At 65.5% G+C, this 19,612-nt stretch carries 16 protein-coding genes; 10 read left to right on the top strand and 6 right to left on the bottom strand.

The genetic code is table 11. The features are described from left to right. Window positions 1-57: 57 nt before the first annotated feature. Both AAG793_RS15180 and AAG793_RS15175 read right to left on the bottom strand, forming a co-directional pair. Entirely contained in the window at window positions 58-657 is a 600-nt protein-coding gene (locus tag AAG793_RS15180) for a gluconokinase (protein WP_341909670.1), read from the bottom strand. A 52-nt stretch (window positions 658-709) separates the two neighbouring features. Beyond that, window positions 710-1,363 carry a DUF2917 domain-containing protein gene (locus AAG793_RS15175; RefSeq protein WP_341909668.1) on the bottom strand — a complete coding sequence of 218 codons (654 nt, stop codon included), beginning with the start codon at window positions 1,361-1,363 and terminating at the stop codon, window positions 710-712. A 164-nt stretch (window positions 1,364-1,527) separates the two neighbouring features. Here AAG793_RS15175 and AAG793_RS15170 point away from each other — a divergent pair, with 164 nt between their 5' ends. Further along, complete coding sequence (locus AAG793_RS15170) at window positions 1,528-2,511, top strand: LysR substrate-binding domain-containing protein (protein ID WP_341909667.1); 984 nt, start codon at window positions 1,528-1,530, stop codon at window positions 2,509-2,511. Between the two features lie 241 nt (window positions 2,512-2,752). Here the strand turns inward: AAG793_RS15170 and AAG793_RS15165 are convergent, their stop codons facing one another. Then, window positions 2,753-3,391: a 5-formyltetrahydrofolate cyclo-ligase gene (locus AAG793_RS15165; RefSeq protein ID WP_341909665.1), complete on the bottom strand. Its 639-nt coding sequence runs from the start codon at window positions 3,389-3,391 to the stop codon at window positions 2,753-2,755. 9 nt (window positions 3,392-3,400) lie between these two features. On the opposite strand from AAG793_RS15165, the gene AAG793_RS15160 reads away from it, so the two are divergent. Next, window positions 3,401-5,518 (top strand): transglycosylase SLT domain-containing protein, encoded by a 2,118-nt coding sequence (locus AAG793_RS15160; RefSeq protein WP_341909662.1) that lies wholly within the window; start codon window positions 3,401-3,403, stop codon window positions 5,516-5,518. Window positions 5,519-5,540: 22 nt separating this feature from the next. Here the strand turns inward: AAG793_RS15160 and AAG793_RS15155 are convergent, their stop codons facing one another. After that, complete coding sequence (locus tag AAG793_RS15155; RefSeq protein WP_341909660.1) at window positions 5,541-7,169, bottom strand: DUF4080 domain-containing protein; 1,629 nt, start codon at window positions 7,167-7,169, stop codon at window positions 5,541-5,543. A gap of 127 nt (window positions 7,170-7,296) precedes the next feature. Here AAG793_RS15155 and AAG793_RS15150 point away from each other — a divergent pair, with 127 nt between their 5' ends. The 8 genes from AAG793_RS15150 (at window position 7,297) to AAG793_RS15115 (ending at window position 18,082) form a co-directional block, all read left to right on the top strand. After that, a complete protein-coding gene (locus AAG793_RS15150; protein ID WP_341909658.1) occupies window positions 7,297-9,501 on the top strand; it encodes a thioredoxin family protein in 2,205 nt (734 codons plus the stop codon). 75 nt (window positions 9,502-9,576) lie between these two features. Then, complete coding sequence (locus AAG793_RS15145) at window positions 9,577-10,230, top strand: thioredoxin family protein (protein ID WP_341909656.1); 654 nt, start codon at window positions 9,577-9,579, stop codon at window positions 10,228-10,230. Next, window positions 10,227-10,658, top strand: a complete 432-nt coding sequence (locus AAG793_RS15140) for a CoA-binding protein (protein WP_341909654.1) — start codon at window positions 10,227-10,229, stop codon at window positions 10,656-10,658. Before AAG793_RS15145 ends, AAG793_RS15140 begins: the two co-directional genes overlap by 4 nt. A gap of 91 nt (window positions 10,659-10,749) precedes the next feature. Then, window positions 10,750-11,541, top strand: a complete 792-nt coding sequence (locus AAG793_RS15135; RefSeq protein WP_341909651.1) for a hypothetical protein — start codon at window positions 10,750-10,752, stop codon at window positions 11,539-11,541. Window positions 11,542-11,717: 176 nt separating this feature from the next. Further along, on the top strand, window positions 11,718-13,061 hold the full coding sequence (locus AAG793_RS15130; RefSeq protein WP_341909649.1) for a class I SAM-dependent methyltransferase: 1,344 nt from the start codon (window positions 11,718-11,720) through the stop codon (window positions 13,059-13,061). 74 nt (window positions 13,062-13,135) lie between these two features. Beyond that, on the top strand, window positions 13,136-14,254 hold the full coding sequence (hemE, locus tag AAG793_RS15125; protein WP_341909647.1) for a uroporphyrinogen decarboxylase: 1,119 nt from the start codon (window positions 13,136-13,138) through the stop codon (window positions 14,252-14,254). Between the two features lie 388 nt (window positions 14,255-14,642). After that, window positions 14,643-16,889 (top strand): primosomal protein N', encoded by a 2,247-nt coding sequence (priA, locus tag AAG793_RS15120; protein WP_341909646.1) that lies wholly within the window; start codon window positions 14,643-14,645, stop codon window positions 16,887-16,889. 104 nt (window positions 16,890-16,993) lie between these two features. Continuing rightward, complete coding sequence (locus AAG793_RS15115; protein WP_341909644.1) at window positions 16,994-18,082, top strand: histidinol-phosphate transaminase; 1,089 nt, start codon at window positions 16,994-16,996, stop codon at window positions 18,080-18,082. A 54-nt stretch (window positions 18,083-18,136) separates the two neighbouring features. On the opposite strand, the gene AAG793_RS15110 is transcribed toward AAG793_RS15115, so the two are convergent. Both AAG793_RS15110 and AAG793_RS15105 read right to left on the bottom strand, forming a co-directional pair. Further along, entirely contained in the window at window positions 18,137-18,604 is a 468-nt protein-coding gene (locus AAG793_RS15110) for a DM13 domain-containing protein (protein ID WP_341909642.1), read from the bottom strand. Window positions 18,605-18,655: 51 nt separating this feature from the next. Beyond that, a complete protein-coding gene (locus tag AAG793_RS15105) occupies window positions 18,656-19,609 on the bottom strand; it encodes an AEC family transporter (RefSeq protein WP_341909641.1) in 954 nt (317 codons plus the stop codon). Window positions 19,610-19,612: the final 3 nt, after the last annotated feature.

The raw sequence follows: 19,612 nt of genomic DNA, 5'->3' as shown, positions 1-19,612 counted from the left end.
GGTGCGGAACCGGTCGCGATGAGGGGCCGCCACGTGCTGCGTGCGACACGAGTCATCTTACCGGGGCGCTGGCACCAGCCACTGCAGGGCCGAATCGGCCAGCCCCTCGACGCCGGCCGCATCCGCCGCCAGCGACAGCACGGAGCGTCGGCCATCCGCACGGCCTGCGTCGTCATGCTGCGGGTCTTCCAGCGCATCGAACTGGCTGGTGACCAGACTGGGCGGGTAAAAGTGCCCCGGCCGCGACGACACCCGCCGCAGCGATTCGGAAGGGCTGATGGCCAGATGCACAAAGCGCAATGCAGGCACTGCTTCGCGCAAGGTGTCGCGGTAGGTCTTTTTCAGCGCCGAGCAGGTCAGCACCGCACCGTCGGGCTGCAAAGCCAGTTGCCGGCCCAGTTCCTGCAGCCAGCCGGTGCGGTCGGCGTCTTCCAGCGGCATGCCGAGACGCATCTTGCGGATGTTGCTTTCGGGATGGAAATCGTCGCCTTCAATCAAGGGCAGTTGCAGGCGCCCGGCGAGTTGCCGGCCCACGGCCGATTTGCCGCAGCCGGCCACGCCCATCACAACCACGTGCACGCCAGCACTTGCCGCCGCCGGGGACGGCTGCGTCAGGACGGAAGCGCTGTCGGAAGCGATGTGGGAAGCGGGGGCCATGCCCGATTATCGGGCGTTGCGAGCCCCGCCCGCGCGGCTCAAGTCCCCGGCGCTACGTCAGATTCGACAGCGCGAGCACATTGACCTCACCGCGGCGACCGCGCCGAAACCGGTCGAAGTCGGACTGCACCGCCGGCGACGGATGGCGCTGCGCGACAAGGGCCATGGCAAGGCGGGTGGGCAAGCCCGAGGCCGATGCACCCAGGCTCTTGCTGGCGCCGACCAGCAGGCCACGGGCCAGCGCACCCAGCGCACGCCCGGCCAGACCGGCCGCCAGACGCAGATCGGCCAAGGGCGCCACCATGCCGGCGCGCCAGCTCCCGGCAGTCGCCGCAGGCTGAAGCGCTGGCACCGGTTCCCAGCTGAAATACGCAGAGGCGGCGTGACCAGCGCCGAAGGACTCCATCACCAGCGACTCACCCGCCTGCAACAGCAGACTCTGGCCCCGGCTAAGGAAATAGTCACCGGCCCGCAGGCTGGCGCGGTCGTCGGCATGGTCAAAGGTGACCCACACCCGGCCATGCGCAATTCGCAACACCCCAGGCTCTGACGCCTGCAGCGTCAGCGCCTGGCCCGGGGCCAGCTTCCAGCAGCCAGCCAGCGCGTCGTTGACGACTTGGCGGGTGACTGTCAGGGTGGGGGCATGCAGGGTTTGCAGGGGGTTCCCAAGTGGCGAAGAGGCTTGGAGGTGGTCTGTTGCGTTCATGGTGTTCTCCGGTTTTTCGTTGATGCCCGGCAAAAAAAGGTCAGGGGTCGGTGGTGGTGAGGCGTTCATCATCTCGCTGCAGCGCTTGGCGGTCCAATGAAATCGCGGTAAGCTATTCATTCGCTAATCGCATCAATCAACTTGTCGATCCGGACGGATTTGCCATGCTGCATTCACAAACCCACCTGCGTACCCGCCCCATCTCTGCCGGCCAACTGCGTGCCTTCGAGGCGGTGGCCCGGCATCTCAATTTCAGGGCGGCTTCCGAAGAACTGGCGCTCACCCAGTCGGCTGTGAGCCGGCAAATCCAGGGGCTGGAAGAAGACGTGGGCGTGAGCCTGTTTCACCGCCACACCCGGGCGGTGGAGCTGACCACGGCCGGCGGCATTTTGCTGCGCGCGGTCACGCCTTCGCTGGAGCGCATCGACGGCGCGGTGCGGCAGATTCGCCAGAGCGCGGGGCGCAAGAGCGTGGCGCTCACCACCTTTGCCTCGTTCGCGTCGATGTGGCTGATTCCGCGGCTGGAGGGCTTTCAGCGCGACAACCCCGACATCGACATCCGCATTGATGCCTCGGACGCCGCGGTGGACCTCGATGTGTCGGACCTCGACCTGGCGCTGCGCTACGCCCCCGCCAACCACATGCCGCCGCACGCGATCCGGCTCTTCGGGGAGCAGATCACGCCAGTCATCAGCCCCTGGCTGCTCAAGAGCAGCCCGCGCCTGAAAAAGCCCGACGACCTGGCCCAGTTCACCCTGATTGAAGCGGGCGACGCCCATCACACCCATCTGGAATGGCTGACCTGGCGGCGCTGGCTGAACCAGCACGCCAGCCCCAAGCTGGAGGCCAAGCGCTGGCTCTACTTCAACTACGCCTACCAGATGGTGCAGGCTGCCCTCACCGGCCAGGGCGTGGTGCTGGCCCGTCTGCCCCTGATCGCCGAGAGCCTGGCCTCAGGCGACCTGATGGAACCGCTGCCCGACCTGCGCATGGAATCACCGATGGCCTACTGGCTCATCGTCGGCCCCCGCAGCGCCGCCCGACCCGAACTGCAGGCCTTCTGCAGCTGGCTGCAAGACCAGGCCGCCAAGACCCGCGAAGCGATTGGCGATGTGCCTGATCCGGATACGCTGGGGTCGCTGGACTAACGCCACGCCTCGACTTCGACAAGCTAAGCCGAACGGAATTGCGCGAGCGGCAAACGCAGGCGGGTATTTAAGCCAGCGGAGCCGCGGAACTGGCTTTGCCAGGCCGCAGGCGGACTGCCCCCGAGGGGCTGACGACCGCGGCTCCAAACCTGCCTACGCAGGTTTGGACGGGAGGAAGGGCCCATGCCTCAGGCATGGGCATGTCCAGGGAGTTACGCGCAGCGAACGACCGTGGGGGCCATCAGACCGGCCAGACCACCCCTTTGTCATTCAGGATCGCATCCAGCGGTATGTCATGCGGCTCCGGGTCCATGTCGGGCAGCCAGCCCTGGCTGAAACCCAGGCCCACGGTGTACGGGCGCGGCTGCAGGGTGGCCAGTGTGCGGTCGTAAAAGCCGCCGCCGTAACCGAGCCGGTAGCCGCCGGGGCCATAGCCCACGCAGGGCACAAACAGCAGCGTGGGCACGATGACTTCGGTGTCCTTGGGTTTGGGAATGCCGTAGGCGTCTTCTTCCATCGGGCAGCCGGGGTACCACGCATGAAAGGTCAGTGTCTTGTGCAGCTTGTTGACCACCGGTAAACCAATCTTGCGCGGCGAGCGGGCCGCGATGCTTTCAGTCGCCAGTTGCGCCTTCTGAACCTCTGCCAGCGCCGGGCTGGACGAGACATCCTGACCCAGGATCGCGTCTTCCTGCCAGCGGTACAGCGCGGGCAGCGGATCAAATTCGCCCTTGATCGGCCAGTAGGCCCCGATCACCTCGTGGGTGCTGCCCACCAGCCAGATGCGCATCACGCGCTGTAACAAATCTGCACGCTCCAGGCGGTCGGGCATGTTCAGGCGTTGTTCCACCAGTGCTTTGCGGGTACTTAATTTGTCCATAATGTCCCGATGCTATCCAAATTCCGTTTCAGCCCTGCGGCCACACTGGCCGCGTGCCTCCTCTGTTCGCCCTTCCTGCCGACCGCGCTCGCGCAAACCACTCCCGTCCAGACCGCCAGCGCGGGCGACAACGTGATCGTCGAGATGAACCGCGCCTTCAAGCGCGGTGACCGTGCGCGGCTGTCGCAGCTGCTGCCGCAGGCGCGCGGCCATGCGCTGGAGCCCTGGGCGGCCTACTGGGAGATGCGCACACGCTTGGGCGAGGCCAGCGCGCAGGAGGTGCAGAGCTTTCTGAGCCGCTACGCCGGCACCTACCAGGAAGACCGGCTGCGCAACGACTGGCTGCTGCTGCTGGGCCAGCGCCGCGACTGGGCCGGCTTTGCCGCCGAATACCCCAATTTCCGCATGAACGACGACCGCGAAGTGCGTTGCTACGCCCTGCTGGTCGAGCACCTGAAGAACCCCGCGCAGGATGCCCAACTGGCCGCCGAGGTGAAGAAGAACTGGTTCGCCCAGCGCGACGCCGACGACGGTTGCACCGCCGCCGCTGATCGTCTGGTGGGCACCAAAACACTGACCGGGCAGGACGCCTGGCACAAGGCGCGCCTGGCCACCGAAGCCAACCGCCCGCGCGCTGCGCGCGATGCGGTGCAAATCGTCTCGCCCGAGTCGGTCGCACTGGTGGCCGAGCTGCACAACAGCCCGGCGAAATTCCTCAATGAAAAACAGCTGGCCATCCGCCAGGTGCGCAAGGAAATCATCACGCTTGCACTGGTCCGGCTGGCGACCATGGATCTGGACAGCGCGGCCTTCCAGATGGAGTCCAAATGGGGTGTCCAGCTGACTGCCGAGGAGCGCAACTGGGTCTGGGGACTGATTGGCCAGCGCGCCGCCAGCCGACTTGGCACGGTGCCGGTGGGCGATGCCCTGCGCTACTTTGCCCGCGTCACCAGAGACAGCGACCTCACCGACGAGATGCTGGCGTGGAAGACCCGCGCCGCGCTGCGCGCCGGCAGCCAGCCACAGTGGCCGCTGGTGCTGTCGGCCATCAATGCCATGAGCGACGACGCGCGCAAAGACCCGACATGGGCTTACTGGAAGGCGCGCGCACTGATCGCCACTGCGCCGCCTGACACGGTGGTGCGACCTCCGGCGGCAGCTGCAGCAGGCCCCGGCGCTCCGACTGCCGCACCGGCACCAACCATCACGATCGCGCCGCAGCGCGCCGAAGGGCTGGCACTGCTGCAGTCGTTCGCCTCGGTGCGCGGCTTCTATGAACAGCTGGCGCTGGAAGAACTGGGCCAGAAAATCACTGTGCCCACACGCCCTGCACCGCTGAGCAACGAAGAAAAGGAAGCCGCACGCCTGAACCCTGGCCTGAACCGCGCGGCTTATGCCATGGCGCTGGGCATGCGCAGCGAAGGCGTGCGCGAATGGAACTACACCACCAACCTGCACCAGCGCGGCGGCATGGGCGACCGCGAGCTGCTCGCTGCCGCACAGTTCGCCTGCGACCGCCAGATCTGGGATCGCTGCATCAACACCAGCGAACGCACCCGCACCGAGATTGATCTGGAGCAGCGTTTCCCGATGCCTTTCCGCGATGCCGTGGTCAAGCGCACGCAAAGCATCAATCTGGACCCAGCCTATGTGTACGGACTGATCCGGCAGGAGAGCCGCTTCATCATGGACGCCCGCTCGGTGGTGGGCGCGTCAGGGTTGATGCAGGTCATGCCCGCGACGGCGCGCTGGACCGCGAAGAAGATTGGCCTCGATGGCTTCACGATTGACCAGCTCAATGACCGCGACACCAACATCGCCATCGGCACCGCCTACCTCAAGCTTGCGCTCGACGACCTGGGCGGCTCCATGCCGATGGCTGCGGCCGCCTACAACGCCGGACCGGGCCGTCCGCGCCTGTGGCGCAACGGGCCGGTGGTGGACGCCGCGATCTGGGCCGAGAACGTGCCCTTCCACGAGACCCGCGATTACGTGAAGAAGGTGCTGGCCAACACCACCAGTTATGCCGCCCTGCTGACCGGTCAGCCGCAGTCTCTGAAAGCACGTCTGGGCACGGTGGGGCCGCGCGATGGCTCGCAGCCTGAGCCGAACCGCGACCTGCCCTAAGCCGGATCGGCCCGACAGCCTGTCAGGCCGCCGCTGCGGCCTTTTGAATCTCGCTGCGCTGCAGCGACGATGATGACGCGCCGGATTGCTTTAGGTGCCGCGCCTGCCGCTCGGTGCGTGTGTCGCCGGCGACCAGTGGAGCCGTTGCCCGATTCGCATCCAGCAACGCCGCCAGACACGCCGGCCGGGCCCGCGCGCCACTGGCCACGTAGTCGGCGAGCAGGGCCGCACGCACGTCTTCGGCTGGCAAGCCGCGCACAGCAGTCAGGTGCTCGAACAACAGGTCCACCAGCTTTTCCAGTGCGAACTCGTGGGTTTTGCCGGTGCTGCGCCACAGCCAGTCGCTGAAGCCAAGAAAGTTCTGAAAGGCCGAGCCCGGCGCCAGCAGCAAATGCAAGGCAGCGGCAAAGCGGCCTGAATTGGCCACCAGATCCCAGTAGCGCGCAAAGCGCTGAATGCGCTGCATCGTGGCGAAATCCACGGTGGAGTTCTGCAGGATGGTGTAAGGCGTCTGCGGGTCATACACCATCGCGAACTCGTCGGTGTGGCGCGCAATCGGCGTGCCTCGCAGGCGTTTCAGGATGCCGAACTGGATCTCGTGCGGCGCCAGCGCATGCAGCTGATCAAAGCCCTCGGCAAAGCTCGCCAGCGTTTCACCCGGCAAGCCGAAGATCAGGTCGGCATGCACATGGGCCTGGCTTTCGCTCACCAGCCAGCGCAGGTTGTCAGCGGTCTTGAGGTTGTCCTGGCGCCGCGAGATGCGCTGCTGCACCTCAGGGTTGAAGCTCTGGATGCCGACTTCAAACTGCAGCGAGCCCGCCGGGAACTGCGCGATCAGCGCCTTGAGCCGGTCCGGCAGACTGTCGGGCACCACCTCGAAATGCACAAACAGTTCTGGGGGCGCACCGGTGCGCTCGCCACCTGCCTGCAGTTTGCCCAAGAAAAACTGCAGGATGCGCACCGAGAAATCGACCTTCAAATTGAAGGTACGGTCCACAAACTTGAAGTTGCGTGCGCCGCGCTCATAGAGCAGCGCCATCTCGGCCATAAAGCGGTCCAGCTCGAAGGCCCAGGCGGTCTTGTCGAGCGCGCTCAGGCAGAACTCGCATTTGAAGGGGCAACCACGCGAGGCTTCCACGTACAGCAGGCGCCGGGCGAGGTCTTTATCGGTGTACTCGCGGTACGGCAGGGCCAGCGCCTCCAGCGGGGGCTGCTCGCCGGCAATCACCTTCATCAGCGGCTGCGGGCCATCCAGCAAAGCGCGGCAGAGTTTGGGAAAGCTCACGTCGCCCCAGCCGGTGATCACATGGTCGGCCAGGCGGCAGATATCCTGCTCGTTGGTTTCGTGGCTGACTTCGGGGCCGCCCAGCACCAGCTTGATGTCGGGTCGCAATGCCTTGAGCAGCCGCACCACCTGCGTGGTTTCGACCACATTCCAGATGTAAACGCCGAAACCGATGACCTCTGGCGACAGCGACAGCAGCTCTTCCACAATCTGCGCCGGGCGCTGCTGGATCACGAATTCGCGCAGCGTCGTCTGCGCGCGCAGGCCCGGTCCGCCATGCAGGTCCATGTTCGCCGCCAGACAACGCAGCCCGAGGGAGGCGTGAATGTATTTGGCATTCAGGGTGGCAAGGACAATGCGGGACATGGCTCCATTATCGGAGCAGGGTGTAATAAAGTGACGGCAGCAGCGACCCATCAGGAGTGAAGGGTTACTTACACGCCGTTGTTGACCACCCGTCCGCCGTACCACCCCTCGCTCTGCTCTGGAACTAATGCCCTTCTCACCCGCTCACACCCAGATGTTTTTCAAGCGCCCCCTGTTTGCCGTCCTTCTCACCTGTGCTGCCGCACTGGCCGGTGGCTCCGCCATTGCACAAAGCACCGCCCCCCTGAATCTGTTTGGCAAGGGTAGCGCACCGGTGAGTGCGGTGGTCACCACCGACCAGGTGAAGGCCGAATTGCTGGCTTGGGCGCCGGAAGGCGTGACGCCGGGCAAGCCGGTGTGGGTGGGCCTGCAGCTCGTTCACAAGCCGCAGTGGCACACCTACTGGAAGAATTCCGGCGATTCGGGCCTTCCCACCCAGCTGGAATGGACGCTGCCGGCCGGCATCACGGCGGGCGACATCGCCTGGCCCACACCGAAGAAAATTCCGCTCGGCACGCTGGCCAACTACGGCTACGAAGACACCGTGCTGCTGCCGGTTCCGCTCACGGTGGCGCCCGGTTTTTCCGGCAACCAGCTGGATCTGAAGCTCAAGGCGGCGTGGCTGGTCTGCCTCAAGGAGTGCATTCCGCAGGAAGGCGAGTTCGCGCTCAGCCTGCCGGTCAAGGGCTCGACCGCAAGCAATGGCGGGCTGTTTCAGGCCACCTTTGATGCCACGCCGAAATCTCTGGCCGCTGGCGCCAGCCAGATCGAGGTGAAAGGCCAGACCCTGCAGGTCTCGCTGGCAGGCCTGCCTGCGGCGGCACAGGGCAAATCGCTTGAAATTTTTCCCGAGACCAATGGCGTGATCGAGCCTGCTGGCGCCTGGCAACAGGCCTGGAAGGGCGCTGTGTGGACGGCGCAGTTGCCGCTGTCGCCGCAGCGCAGCGAAAGTCCTTCGACCATGCCGCTGGTGGTGGTGGCCGACAAGGCCGCCTGGCGTCTGGAAGTGCCAGTGCAGGGCACCTGGCCAGCCGCCGCGCCGGTGGCTACCCTATCGCCCGCGCTGGAGCAGGCCCTGCGTGCCAACGCGGCGGCCGGCGCGGCGCCGGTGCAGTCGAACTCGCCCCCATTGGGCTTGCTGGCGGCACTGCTGGGCGCACTGGTGGGCGGCATGATCCTGAACCTGATGCCCTGCGTGTTTCCGGTGCTGGCGCTCAAGGTGGTGAGCTTTGTGCACGTGAAGGACCAGCGCGCACGCGTCGCCAACGGCCTGGCCTACACAGTGGGTGTGGTCGCGTCGTTTCTGGCGCTGGGCGCGCTGCTGCTGGGTCTGCGCGCGGCGGGCGAACAGTTCGGCTGGGGCTTTCAGCTGCAAAGCCCTGCGGTGGTCGCGGCGCTGGCCGCGCTCTTCACGCTGATTGGTCTGAATCTGGCCGGGGTGTTTGAGTTCGGCAACCTGCTGCCGCAGCGTCTGGCGGGTTTGCAGTCGCGTAACCCCACCACCAATTCTTTCCTGTCTGGTGTGCTGGCCACGGCAGTTGCCTCGCCCTGCACCGCGCCTTTCATGGGGGCTTCGCTGGGTTACGCGGTGGGCCTACCCGCCACGCAGGCACTGCTGGTGTTTGGCGCCATCGGCGTCGGCATGGCCCTGCCCTACCTAGTGGCCAGTGCCGTGCCCGCCGTGGCCCGCCTGCTGCCGAGGCCCGGCGCGTGGATGGTCACCTTCAAGCAACTGATGGCCTTTCCGATGTTTGCCACCGTGGTGTGGCTGGTCTGGGTGCTGGGTCAGCAAAGCGGCATCAATGGCGCCGGCGCGCTGCTGGCCCTGCTGGTGGTGATGTCGCTGGCGATCTGGGCCTTCAGCCTGCGCGGCACAGCCCGCACGCTGCTGGCCACGCTGTCGGTGGCGGCGCTGGCGTTTTCGCTGTGGTCCCTCGGCCCCTACGTCATACAGGAACTGGAGAGCAGCTCCACCAGCGCACGGCAGCCCGGCCAGCGCTGGCAGGCCTGGGAACCTGGCCGTGTGGACCAGCTCACCGCCGAAGGCAAGAACGTGTTTGTGGACTTCACCGCCGCCTGGTGTGTGACCTGCCAGTACAACAAGAGCACCACCTTGTCAGACCCCGCAGTGCTGGCCGACATGGACGCCAAGAACGTGACCCTTCTGCGTGCTGACTGGACGCGGCGCGACCCGGCGGTGACGGCGGCGCTGTCGCAACTGGGCCGTAACGGCGTGCCGGTCTATGTGCTTTACAGGTCGGGCCGTGCGCCGGTGGTGCTGTCGGAAGTGCTGTCGGTGGATGACGTGCGGGCCGAGCTGGCCAAGCTGTAGTCGCACCCCCTGACATGACCCCTTCGAGCAAGCTGTTTTCTTTGTCCTCTGTTGATTCAACCCGGAGATTCATTCATGAACACATCGAACACCAACCCAAACATCAACCGTCGCCATTTCTCCGCCGCGCTGGCGCTGTCCCCGCTGGTCGGCTTGACGGCCGCACAGGCGCAAAACGCCACGGCCGTTGTGGGTCAGCCGGCACCTGATTTTTCTGCGACCGACACCGCCGGCAAAGTCCACCGCCTCAGCGATTTCAAGGGCAAATTGGTGGTCCTCGAATGGACCAACCCCGGTTGCCCGTTTGTGCGCAAGCACTACAGCGGCAACATGCAGGGGCTGCAGAAGGAATTCACTGCCAAGGGTGTGGTCTGGCTGGCCATCAACTCGACCGGCACGAACAGCGGCGACCACATGGCACCGGCCAAGCTGGGTGCCTGGGTGCGCGAGATGCAGGCCCAGCCCACCGCCATGCTGATGGACGAGCCGGGCAAGATCGGCCAGCGTTACGCCGCCAAGACCACGCCGCACATGTACATCATCAATCCACAGGGCCAGCTGATCTACGCCGGTGCCATCGACAGCATTCCCTCGGCACGGGTCGACGACATCAAGACCGCCACCAACTATGTCCGCCAGAGTCTGCACGAAGCGCTGGCAGGCAAGCCGATCAGCATGGCCAGCACCCGCCCCTACGGTTGCACCGTGAAATACAGCGATCAGGCATGAGCACGCTGCCGGCAGCGCAGCGCATTGCCCACATCCTGCAGCACTGCCGCACCATCGCGGTCGTGGGTTTGTCCAGCAAGCCTGATCGCGCCAGTTTTGACGTGTCCCGCTACATGCAGGCCAGAGGCTACCGCATCATTCCGGTCAACCCGAACGAATCCGAAGTGCTGGGCGAGAAGGCCTACGCCAGCCTGAGTGATGCGGCCGCGCACGAACGCATCGACCTGGTGAACTGCTTTCGCAACAGCGAGGACATTCCGCCCATCGTCGACGAAGCGATTGCCATCGGCGCGCAGGCGGTATGGATGCAGCTGGGTGTGGCGCATGCCGGAGCAGCCGCGAAGGCCGAGGCCGCCGGCTTGAAGGTGGTACAGGACCATTGCCTGAAAATTGACCATCGCGTGATGCGCTCGCAAGGCCTGATCTGAAAAGAACTGCTCTGACGGGCTGATGACCAGGGGCCACGTCCCACGGGAAAGCCATGCTTGCGCGGCCTGCGCAGGCCGCTGAAAATGCGGCATGCCCCTGCGCCCGAGACCGACGGTAGCCCCTTCCCCCGCCCCCCCTGAAGTCCACCGGCGCCGCGCATGGCACCAGCGGCTTCTGATCGCCACCTTCTGCGCACTGCTCGCCGCCTGCGCCGGCCCGGCACCCACACCCAGGGGCGAGGCCAATGCGGCACCGATGACGTCCAGCGAGCTGGCCCAGTCCGACGTGAACCGCATGGCCACACTGGGCATGCGCGACAACCTCGACAGCCTGATCCGGCTGGCCGACAAGCTGTACCGGCGCAATCCGGCGGAATGGCGCAAGACCCACCCCACCAGCCGCGATGCCGCACTGGCCCAGCTGCGCGCTTCCGTTGAGCAGCGCACACCGTGGGCCGACCTGCAGGGCAGGCGCGACATCGCCGCGCTGTCGCTGGCGCTGGGGCCGGACTTCCGCGGTGACCGCGTGGCCGCCTTCATCTACGCCAGCGCCGACATGCTGGTCACCGCGCACGGTGGCAAGACCAGCTTCTACCTGACCGACGCACTCGACGCGCAGTACATCTACAACGCCGCCCGCAACATCGAGATCGCGGTGTGGATGCTGTCCAACCGGCGCAACGCCGCCAACCAGCCGCTGCTGCTGGCCGACGAGATCAATGAGCGGGAGCGCAACCTCAGCTTCGAGCGCGAGTTCGGCAAGATCATTGGCCGGCTGGACCTGCTGTCGGTGGTGTTGACCGAAAAGTACCGGCGTGCCGTCATCACCTATGTTCAAAATCTGCTCGGTGGCGCCTTCCTTCAGTTCCTTCCGGTGAGATAAGTTCACCCCCTTCTCGGCTCACTTCGTGTAGCCGGTCCCCCCTTCCAGGGGGGCGACAGCTGCGGCCCGGCATAGCCGGTTCCGCGCTGTCACTGGTCCGGGCAGATACGCTGCGGTAAAAAGGCTCATGGACCAGACACAATATGTGTCTTCTGCCCCGAGTTCCGGAATCCCTCATGCCCGACAACTATCTGCCCGAAGTCAGAAACCAGTACGAAGCCCTGCCTTACCCGGCCCGCGATCCGGAAGACGACCACAAGAGGCTCGTGCTCACCTGGCTGGAAGACCTGCCGATGATCAACCACTACTGCTTCGCCGGAAAGCAGTCGTTCCGCAACGGCTTTCGGGCGCTGGTGGCAGGCGGGGGAACGGGTGATGCCACGATTTTTCTGGCCGAGCAATTGCGTGCACTGAAAGCCGACGACGCGCAGGTGGTGCACCTCGACATGAGCGAAGCCAGCATGGCGATTGCCCGGCGCCGCGCCGAGATTCGCGGCCTCACCAACATCAGCTGGGTGCACGACTCGCTGCTCAACCTGCCCGCACGGGCTGCCGAGCTGGGCCGTTTCGACTACATCAACTGCAGCGGCGTGCTGCACCACCTGGCCGACCCGGACCTCGGCCTGAAGGCGCTGCTGAGCGTGCTGAAGACGGGTGGTGCAAAACCCGGCCAACAACATGGTGCGATTGGCCTGATGGTCTACGCCTCGCTGGGCCGCCTCGGCGTGTACCAGATGCAGACACTGATGCGCATGGTCAACGACCGACCTGGCGAGGCGCCGCTGGACATCCCGCGCAAGATCGCCAACACCCGCGACCTGCTGGCCAGCCTGCCGCCGACCAACTGGTTCATGCGGGGCGAGGACCTGCACCACGACCACAAGCTGGGCGACGCCGGCATTTACGACCTGCTGCTGCATTCACAGGACCGCGCCTACACCGTGGGCGAGCTGTATGACTGGCTCGGCGGCCACGGTCTGTTCCTGAACTTCAGCGATGTGCAGCGCGGCCGCGCGCCCTACCTGCCGCACATGGTGCTGGGCCACAAGCCACCGGCCATGGCACCGGCCCTGCGCAAGCTGCCGCCGCGCCAGCAGCACGAGATGGCCGAGCTGATGATCGGCAACCTGATCACCCACTCGCTTTACCTCACCCAGAACGCGGCCTGCACCGCGCCCTATGGCGATGCGCAGTACATCCCCTTTTTCTATCACGAGCCACTGACTGGGGAGCTGGCCGCGCAGGTGTTCGGCAGCAACCGTGGCCAGCCTTTTGTGCTGCGCCACCAGCACTCCGGCGTATCGCTGACCGTGAACCCGGGTCGCTATGGGCCGCAACTGCTGCGGTTGATTGACGGTCAGAAGAGTTTTGGTGAAATTTTTGATGCCTTCCGCGCGGCCTGGCAGGGCAAAGCCGCTGCGCCCGACAACGCCGCGCTGTTTGCCGACTTCGCCGAATGCTACGAAACCCTCAACGCGCTGGAGCGGCTGCTGCTGCGGCATCCCGACGCATCGCGCTGAAAACCCGACCCCGAAAACCGCCTACTCGCTGCTATGCTGCATCCGTCACCCTGAACCCGAAACCCTGATTCAACATGTTCGCACCCCTTCAAAACGACACCTTTCTTCGCGCCTGCCTGCGCCAGGCCACCGATCACACCCCCGTCTGGCTAATGCGCCAGGCCGGCCGCTACCTCCCCGAATACCGCGCCACCCGGGCCAAGGCCGGCAGCTTCATGGGCCTCGCGACCAACACCGACTACGCCACCGAAGTCACGCTGCAGCCGCTGGACCGCTACCCGCTCGATGCCGCCATCCTGTTCAGCGACATCCTCACGGTGCCCGACGCCATGGGTCTGGGCTTGTCGTTCGCCCTCGGCGAAGGCCCGAAGTTCGCCACCGCCGTGCGTGACGAAGCCGCCGTGGCCAAGCTCGAAGTACCCGACATGAACAAGCTGCGCTATGTGTTCGATGCGGTCACCTCGATCCGCAAGGCGCTCAATGGCCGGGTGCCCCTGATCGGTTTTTCGGGCAGCCCGTGGACGCTGGCCTGCTACATGGTGGAGGGCGCTGGCTCTGACGACTATCGCCTCGTCAAGACCATGATGTACCAGCGGCCTGACCTGATGCACCGCATGCTGGCTGTCAACGCAGACGCCGTGGCCACGTACCTCAACGCCCAGATCGACGCTGGTGCGCAGGCGGTGATGATTTTTGACAGCTGGGGCGGCGTGATGGCCGACGCGGCTTTCCACACCTTCAGCCTCACCTACACAAAACGCGTACTGGCTCAGCTCAAGCGCGAGCACGACGGCGTGAAGATCCCCCGGCTGGTCTTCACCAAAGGCGGCGGCCAATGGCTCGAAAGCATGGCCCCGCTGGACTGCGAGGTGCTGGGTCTGGACTGGACCGTCAACCTCGCGCAGGCCCGTGCCCGGGTGGGCGAAGACAGCCCCGACGGCAAGCCCGGCAAGGCCCTGCAGGGCAACCTGGACCCCAACGTGCTGTTCGCAGGGCCCGAGCAGATTGAAGCTGAAGCGGTGCAATTGCTGGAAAGCTTCGGCACGCCCCACACCAACAAGTCACGCGGCGGTGCCACGCACATTTTCAACCTCGGTCATGGCATCAGCCAGTTCACCCCGCCAGAGAGCGTTGAAACCCTGGTGCGCGCAGTACACACTCACTCTCGCAAGATGCGCGCTGCAGCGGGCTGACCGCAAGTTGTGACAAGAGCAGGCTGGCGCATTGACATTGGTTCTGCGCCGGTTTTGCCCCGCGATTAGCACAAATCAGGCCTTCGGCGGGCGGACTTATGCACAAAATTTGTGCTGCGGTGCACTAGGGGAGAAAACCCGGAACACCCTATGCTATGAAAGCCATAGCGCACCTAAGTGCTTGATTTATATAGCTTCCCTGCGCTGCTTTTTTTGCGGGCAGTTTAGACAAATCCTTGATTTACAAGGCCTCCGGGCGCCCCGGGGTCAAACTATCAACAAAGTTATCCACAGAAAATCTGGACATCTCTAAAGCGTTGAAAAATCAACGACTTAGCGCGTTGTTTGTATGTGATGTTTAAGAATTAAACACAACTAGTTACTTCGGATGACCTTCTGGTACCAGATTGTGGTGGCCACACCGGCGCACAGCGCGGTGGCCGGGCCGCTGACCTACAAAAGTGGGCAAGCACTTGCGCCGGGCGCACTGGTACGGGTCCCGCTGGGCAAGCGCGAGGTGCTGGGCGTGGTCTGGGGCAGCCTGCAAGGGAGCGGCGACCTGCCGGAAAGTCAGGCCCGCGCCATCGCCGGCGTGCTCGAGGGCCTGCCCCCACTGCCGGCCACCTGGCGCCAGCTGATCGGGTTTACCGCCAGCTATTACCAGCGCTCGCTGGGCGAGGTGGCCCTGGCCGCCTTGCCGCCGCAATTGCGCGACCTGAGCAGCGAGCAGCTGGCCCGGCGCCTGAAACGGCCCGTGGCCGACACCAGCTACACCCCCGACGCCGCAGCGAACGCCCTCAGCGCCGTGACGCTGAGCACCGAGCAGGCGGCTGCGCTGGCCGAATTTGCCGCCGACACCCGTCCGGCGCTGCTGTTCGGCGCCACCGGCAGCGGCAAGACCGAGGTGTATCTGCGCGCCGCCGCGCAGGTGCTGGAGAGCGACCCGCAGGCCCAGGTGCTGGTGATGGTGCCGGAGATCAACCTCACGCCGCAGCTGCAGCAGCGCTTTGAGACCCGCTTTGCCCACCTCGGCAGGGAGCGGGTGGTGGCCCTGCACAGCGGGCTCACGCCGGCGCAGCGGCTCAAGAGCTGGCTGTCGGCGCACACCGGCCATGCCCGGCTGGTGCTGGGAACCCGCATGGCGGTGCTGGCGCCGCTGCCGCGTCTGCGGCTCATCGTGGTCGACGAGGAACATGACCCGAGTTACAAGCAGCAGGAAGGCGCCCGCTACTCGGCGCGCGACCTCGCGGTGTACCGCGCCAAGCTGGAAACGGAAGACGCCGGGGTGCCCTGTCGCGTGCTGTTGGGCTCCGCCACGCCGTCGCTGGAAAGCTGGCAGGCCACACTCACGGGCCGCTACCAGCGCTTGACCCTGAATGACCGGATAGATGGAGCCCCCACGCTTGTCGCTTCGCGTACTGCGCTGCCCCCCGAGGGGGCCGCCCGCCTGTGGCCCGGCAAAGCCGGTTCCACGGCTCATGCTGATGGAATACCCTCCTCCACGCTTGTCCCTTCGCCTGATGCGCTGCCTGTGAAGGGGGGTCTGCCTGTCGTTCGCAGAGTGGACATGAACCACCAGCCCAAGCACTGCACCGTCGCGCCACCGCTGCTCGACGCCATCACGCAGCGCGTGGCGCGTGGCGAACAGTCGCTGATCTTTCTGAACCGGCGCGGCTATGCACCGGTGCTGGCCTGCCACGACTGCGGCTGGAAAAGCGAGTGCCCGCACTGCAGCGCGTTCCGGGTGTTCCACAAGATCGACCGCACGCTGCGCTGCCACCACTGCGGCTACACCGAGCGGGTGCCGCGCGCTTGCCCCGGCTGCGGCAATATTGACATCGCGCCGGTCGGGCGCGGTACCGAGCGGCTGGAGGAACACCTGGCCGAGTTGCTGGCCGGTGTGGAGCGGCCGGGCGGCGGCCCCGTGCGGATAGCGCGGATCGACGCCGACAGCACGCGCCTCAAAGGCGCGCTCGAATCGCAGCTGGCCAGCGTCCATGCCGGTGAAGTCGAGGTTCTGGTCGGCACGCAGATGATTGCCAAGGGCCACGACTTTCGCCACATCACGCTGGTGGCCGCCATCAACCCCGACGGTGCCCTTTTTTCCAGCGACTTTCGCGCGCCGGAGCGACTGTTCAGCCTGCTGATGCAGGCAGGCGGGCGGGCCGGTCGTGACGCACGCCACAGCGCCGCCAGCGAGATGTGGGTGCAGACCTTTCACCCGACGCACCCGCTGTTCGAGTGCCTGAAAAAGCACGACTACCCGGCCTTTGCTGCACAGCAACTGGAGGAACGGCAGGCCGCCGGCATGTCGCCCTTCGGCTTTTCAGCCCTGATACGCGCCGAGGCGAAGTCGCAGGATGTGGCCCAAGGCTTTCTCAATGCCGCTGCTGCCGCGGCCAGCGCACAGCAGATCACCGCCCATGACCAGGTCAGCGCCTACCCGGCGGTGCCGATGACAATCCAGCGCGTGGCCAACATCGAGCGCGCACAGATGCTGGTGGAGAGCGCGTCGCGCAAAGCGCTGCAGCACTTTCTGGCGGCATGGCAGCCGCTGCTGTTCGAGACCCGCGCCCAGCCTGAACACAAAAGCCTGATCCGCTGGGCGATTGATGTGGACCCGATTGCCATCTAGGGAAACCGTCCCCTCGCGTGCCATGAATAGGCGCACGCCATCCAACCGCTCTTGCTCGCATCCTGTCCGCGTCTTGCAAGTATCCTGTCCTTAAACTGGTGCCCATGAAGCCACCCGTCCGACCCGCCGTCCTCGCCAGCCCCGACTACCCGTTCTCGCCAGTGGATGCCGCCATCAAGCTGGACCAGAACGAATCGGCTGAGGACTTTCCGGCCCCACTGAAGGCGCTCGTGCTGGAGCGTCTGGCACAGCAGGACTGGCACCGCTACCCGGATCTGAACTCGGACCGCCTGCGCGCAGCCATCGCGTCGCACGACAGCTGGCCCGCCCCTGGCGTGGTGGTCACCACCGGCAGCAATGTGCTGATTTCGCTTCTGATCCAGATGAGTGCACTCGAAGGCCGGGTGATCACCGTCAAGCCCAACTTCGCCCTTTATGGACTGGACGCGCGGCTGCTGGGGGCAGCGCTGACCGAGGTGCCCTTGAAGGTCGACTACACCATCGACGTGGACGCCGTTATCGACGCACTCACCAGCACGTTGCCAAGCGATGGGCCCACCCGCAGCGCCCCGGCCGGCGTGATTTATGTTCCCCGCCCTCACGCACCCACCGGCTCGCTGGTGGCGCTGCAGGATCTGGAGCGTCTGGCTGACGCATCCACCGGCTGGCTGCTGGTGATTGACGAGGCCTACCACCAATTCTGCGGAACAGATGCCACAGCGCTGGCCCGGCGCTACCCGCACGTGGTCCTGCTCAGAACCTTCTCCAAGGCGTGGGGGCTGGCCGGTGTCCGTCTGGGCTATGCGCTGGCGTCAGACCATATTGCCGCGCAGTTGCAGAAGCTGGTGCCGCCCTTCGCGGTGTCGGTGATGCAGACCATCTGCGCCGAAGTGGCGCTGGCGCACCCGGGCTACATGCACGATCGCGTGGCGGCCACCCTGGCCGAACGCGAGCGGGTGAGCGCCGCGCTCGCCGACTATCCGTCGTGGCAGGTGATTCCGTCGCACGGCAACTTTCTGCTGATTCGCACGCCCGATGCCGCAGCGGCCTTCAACGCGCTGCTGGCGCGCGGCGTGCTGGTTCGCCGGCAGGACAGCCACCCCGGGCTGGAGGGATGCATCCGGGTCAGCATCGGAACGCGGGCAGACAACGACGCGTTCCTGAAGGCGGCAGGCGTGGGCGCAAGCCGCTGATTGCCCTAGCCAGTCAACCCACGCGCTGTTGCCGAGGGTGTTGTCTCAGTGGTCTCACCGGTATTTGGCGGCCGAGATGAACTGGTTGAAGGTTTCGCACCAGACGATCACCGTGGTGTAGCGCGAGACATCCACCGACTCGGCCACCGGCAGCAGGAAATTCTCGAAGGTCTTGATGTCACCAACGCGCACCATGCCGGGCTTGAGGCGCTTGAAGTCGTCTTCAGTCTCGACAAACTCGGTGGACAGATAGAGCTTGTAGTCGGGCCCCGGGGCCAGCTTGCCCACAAACCCGATGCTGCGCGCGCTCACCGACACCACACCTTCGCCCCAGTGCAGCGGGTCGCTGTCCTTGAGGTCGCGGCGGAACTCCCCCTTGTACATGGCACTGCGGGCCTCGGCCGACACATCGGCCGTCGAGGGGCCTGTGGGCGCAACGAGGATGGGCAAGGCATAGATGCCAAGACCAAAACCGATGGCCAGCGCGAGCAGGTGGGACAGCGTGAGAAAAAGTTTTTTCATGTCTTCATAGTCGGATGTCAGCGCCGAAACTTACTGGCACGGCTGCGCGGCTCAGGTCAACACCGCCACAGCCGCCGAGAAGCTGAAGAAGGCCAGCACGGTCGACAGCAGGATGATGCGTGCGATGCGACCGTTGTCGGCACCAAAGCGCTCGGCCAGCAGGGCCACGTTGCTGGCACTGGGCAGCGCAGCGACCAGCACGATCACCGTCAGTGCAAAAGGCTGGATGGGCACGCCAACAGCCATTGCCGCCAGACCGACGCCGCCCACCAGCAAGGGGTGCAGCACCAGCTTGATCAGCGCCACGGGCACATAGTCTTTCAGCGGTGTCGGCTGCTGGTTGTTCATCTGCGAGCGCGCCAGCACCGCGCCGATGGTGAAGAGCGCCACCGGCGACGCTGCATCGGCCAGCAAGCCCACGGTCTGCATCACCGGGCCGGGCAGCACCACCCCGAAGCCGGACGACAGACCGCCCAGCACAATCGCCCAGGGCATAGGGTTCATGGCCACGCCCTTGAGCGCATTCGCGGCCGCTGTCTCGGCGCCATGCACATCGGCCGAATCGAGGCGCGAAAGCGCAATGCACAGCGAGCTGGTGATCAGCAGGTCCACCACGATGGTGACGATGGCCGGCCCCGCCGCTTGCGCGCCCAGCAGCGCCACCAGCAGCGGCACACCCATGAAGCCGGTGTTGGGAAACGAAGCCACCAGCGCACCAAATGACGCATCGTTCCAGCCGATGCGGCCCTTGCGCGTGACGGCGATGGTGAGCGCCACCATCACCAGCGCGCACAGCAGGTAGACGGCAGCCAGACTGAAATCCAGCAACTGCGCAATCGGCGTACTTGAACCAAAGCGGTACAGCATGCAGGGCAGCGCGAAATACAGCACAAAGGTGTTGAGCCCCGGAATCGCGACCTGTGGCAGCCACGCCCGGCGCGCCGCGACATAGCCGCACAGCACCAGCGCGAAGAATGGGAAGGTCACCAGAAGAATGGACAGCACAGG

The sequence above is a fragment of the Polaromonas sp. YR568 genome (genome assembly GCF_943372955.1).
Lineage (GTDB): Bacteria > Pseudomonadota > Gammaproteobacteria > Burkholderiales > Burkholderiaceae_C > Polaromonas.
Note: the sequence above shows the minus strand (reverse complement) of the source record. Positions and strands in the feature narration are given on the sequence as shown.

Excerpts from the sequence above, each read along its gene's own strand:
- AAG793_RS15145 (WP_341909656.1), top strand. The coding sequence starts at position 9,577 with ATGAACACATCGAACACCAACCCAAACATCAACCGTCGCCATTTCTCC.
- AAG793_RS15165 (WP_341909665.1), bottom strand. The coding sequence starts at position 3,391 with ATGGACAAATTAAGTACCCGCAAAGCACTGGTGGAACAACGCCTGAAC.
- AAG793_RS15160 (WP_341909662.1), top strand. The coding sequence starts at position 3,401 with ATGCTATCCAAATTCCGTTTCAGCCCTGCGGCCACACTGGCCGCGTGC.
- AAG793_RS15110 (WP_341909642.1), bottom strand. The coding sequence starts at position 18,604 with ATGAAAAAACTTTTTCTCACGCTGTCCCACCTGCTCGCGCTGGCCATC.
- AAG793_RS15155 (WP_341909660.1), bottom strand. The coding sequence starts at position 7,169 with ATGTCCCGCATTGTCCTTGCCACCCTGAATGCCAAATACATTCACGCC.
- AAG793_RS15170 (WP_341909667.1), top strand. The coding sequence starts at position 1,528 with ATGCTGCATTCACAAACCCACCTGCGTACCCGCCCCATCTCTGCCGGC.
- AAG793_RS15115 (WP_341909644.1), top strand. The coding sequence starts at position 16,994 with ATGAAGCCACCCGTCCGACCCGCCGTCCTCGCCAGCCCCGACTACCCG.
- AAG793_RS15175 (WP_341909668.1), bottom strand. The coding sequence starts at position 1,363 with ATGAACGCAACAGACCACCTCCAAGCCTCTTCGCCACTTGGGAACCCC.
- AAG793_RS15150 (WP_341909658.1), top strand. The coding sequence starts at position 7,297 with ATGCCCTTCTCACCCGCTCACACCCAGATGTTTTTCAAGCGCCCCCTG.
- AAG793_RS15140 (WP_341909654.1), top strand. The coding sequence starts at position 10,227 with ATGAGCACGCTGCCGGCAGCGCAGCGCATTGCCCACATCCTGCAGCAC.
- AAG793_RS15180 (WP_341909670.1), bottom strand. The coding sequence starts at position 657 with ATGGCCCCCGCTTCCCACATCGCTTCCGACAGCGCTTCCGTCCTGACG.
- hemE (WP_341909647.1), top strand. The coding sequence starts at position 13,136 with ATGTTCGCACCCCTTCAAAACGACACCTTTCTTCGCGCCTGCCTGCGC.
- priA (WP_341909646.1), top strand. The coding sequence starts at position 14,643 with ATGACCTTCTGGTACCAGATTGTGGTGGCCACACCGGCGCACAGCGCG.
- AAG793_RS15130 (WP_341909649.1), top strand. The coding sequence starts at position 11,718 with ATGCCCGACAACTATCTGCCCGAAGTCAGAAACCAGTACGAAGCCCTG.
- AAG793_RS15135 (WP_341909651.1), top strand. The coding sequence starts at position 10,750 with ATGCCCCTGCGCCCGAGACCGACGGTAGCCCCTTCCCCCGCCCCCCCT.